The organism is Deinococcus pimensis DSM 21231 (assembly GCF_000519345.1).
GTDB lineage: Bacteria > Deinococcota > Deinococci > Deinococcales > Deinococcaceae > Deinococcus_A > Deinococcus_A pimensis.
Map to the genome: position 1 here is coordinate 44630 of NZ_KI912662.1, position 1582 is coordinate 46211.

At 73.2% G+C, this 1582-nt stretch carries 3 protein-coding genes; all 3 read left to right on the forward strand.

The genetic code is table 11. From position 1 onward, the window contains the following. Window positions 1–101: iron chelate uptake ABC transporter family permease subunit (locus tag DEIPI_RS41560; RefSeq protein ID WP_157463766.1), on the forward strand; the 101-nt coding region annotated here is incomplete at its 5' end. A 35-nt stretch (window positions 102–136) separates the two neighbouring features. After that, window positions 137–952 carry an ABC transporter ATP-binding protein gene (locus tag DEIPI_RS0117510; RefSeq protein ID WP_027482611.1) on the forward strand — a complete coding sequence of 272 codons (816 nt, stop codon included), beginning with the start codon at window positions 137–139 and terminating at the stop codon, window positions 950–952. 344 nt (window positions 953–1296) lie between these two features. Then, window positions 1297–1582: hypothetical protein (locus DEIPI_RS0117515; RefSeq protein ID WP_027482612.1), on the forward strand; the 286-nt coding region annotated here is incomplete at its 3' end.

Sequence of the window (1582 nt, forward strand, 5' to 3'; positions counted from 1 at the left end):
GCGTGCTGCCGCCCACCGAGATCCCGGCGGGCCTGCTCACCACGCTGGTGGGCGCCCCGTACTTCCTGTGGCTGCTGCGGCGCGCGGGACGGACGTCATGAGGGCCGCCTCTCCCGGAGCGGTATCCTCGGAGACGATGACGACGCCGGAGCCCGCCGAGACGAAGCTGCGCACGAGCGCCCTGAGCCTGCGGTACGGGGCGCGGCGCGTGTTCGAGGGCCTCGACCTGTCCCTGCGCGGCGGGGTCGTCACGACGATCGTCGGCGCGAACGGCAGCGGCAAGAGCACGCTGCTGCGCTCCCTGTCGCGGCTGCTCGTCCCGGACCGTGGCGCGGTGCTGCTCGACGGTCAGGACCTGCACCGCCTCCCGACGCGCGCGGTCGCGCAGAAGCTCGCGATCCTCCCGCAGGGCCCCAGCGCGCCCGAGGGCCTCACCGTGGAGGAGCTCGCGTGGTTCGGGCGGCACCCGCACCAGGGCATGTTCGCGTCCCGCAGCGCGGAGGACCGCCGCCTCGTGGAGTGGGCGCTCGACCAGACGGGCATGCGCGTGTTCGCCTCGCGCCCCCTGGAGAGCCTGTCGGGCGGGCAGCGGCAGCGCGCGTGGATCGCCATGAGTCTCGCGCAGGGCACGGACGTGCTGCTGCTCGACGAGCCCACCACCTACCTCGACCTGAGTCACCAGCTGGAGGTGCTGCACCTCGTGCGGCGCCTCAACGAGCAGGAGGGCAAGACCATCGTGATGGTCCTGCACGACCTGAACCAGGCGGCGCGCTACAGCGGGGAGATCGTGGCGGTGCAGGGCGGGCGGGTGTACGCGCAGGGCGACCCGCGCGACGTCGTCACGAAAGAGCTCCTGCGCGACGTGTTCGGGCTGGAGGCGCACCTGCTTTCCGACCCGGACACGGGGACCCCGCACGTGATCCCGTACGGCATCGCGCGTCCGCGCGGCTGATCCGCGTGCACGTCCCGCCCGGCGCCCCCGAGGCGCCGGGTCTTTCGTGGGCCTCTACCCGAACTTAAGCGGACCTTCAGGTCGCTCTGAGGTGGGGCGCGTACCATGACGTCAGAAGGTGTGGCCGGGGAGTAGCCGCCCGCGAGGGAGTCCCACGTCGTCAGGACGGCAGAGAAGCTCTGCCCGGCGGGGACACGAAAGGCGAGACCTGCCCGTGGAGGTCGACCGTGGACCGGTGTTCCTAGGTTCCCGCTCCTGCCCGCAGCCGCGACCCTGAAGTCGTCTCACGTCGGGACCGCCCGCCCCCGGCGAGGCCCTCCCGTCCGTTTCAGAGAGGCCAGACCATGACGATCACGACCATCACCCTGCGCTGGGTGCCGGGCGCGTCCGACCGCGTGCTCGTGCGGAGCTCCCTCGGGCGCGGCGAGGTCCGCGTCCGTGACGTGCGGCGCGTCCTCGGACGCGCCTGCCTCGACGACCTCTACCTGCGCGGCGCGCACACCGTGACGGGCAGCGAGGCTTCGCTGTGGTACACCCTCGTGTGCCTCGGCGTGACGCCCGACGACCGCGACGCCGTCGCCGTCGCGGGGGGCCCGTGGGGCCCGCCGGACCTCAGCGCGTACGCGCGCC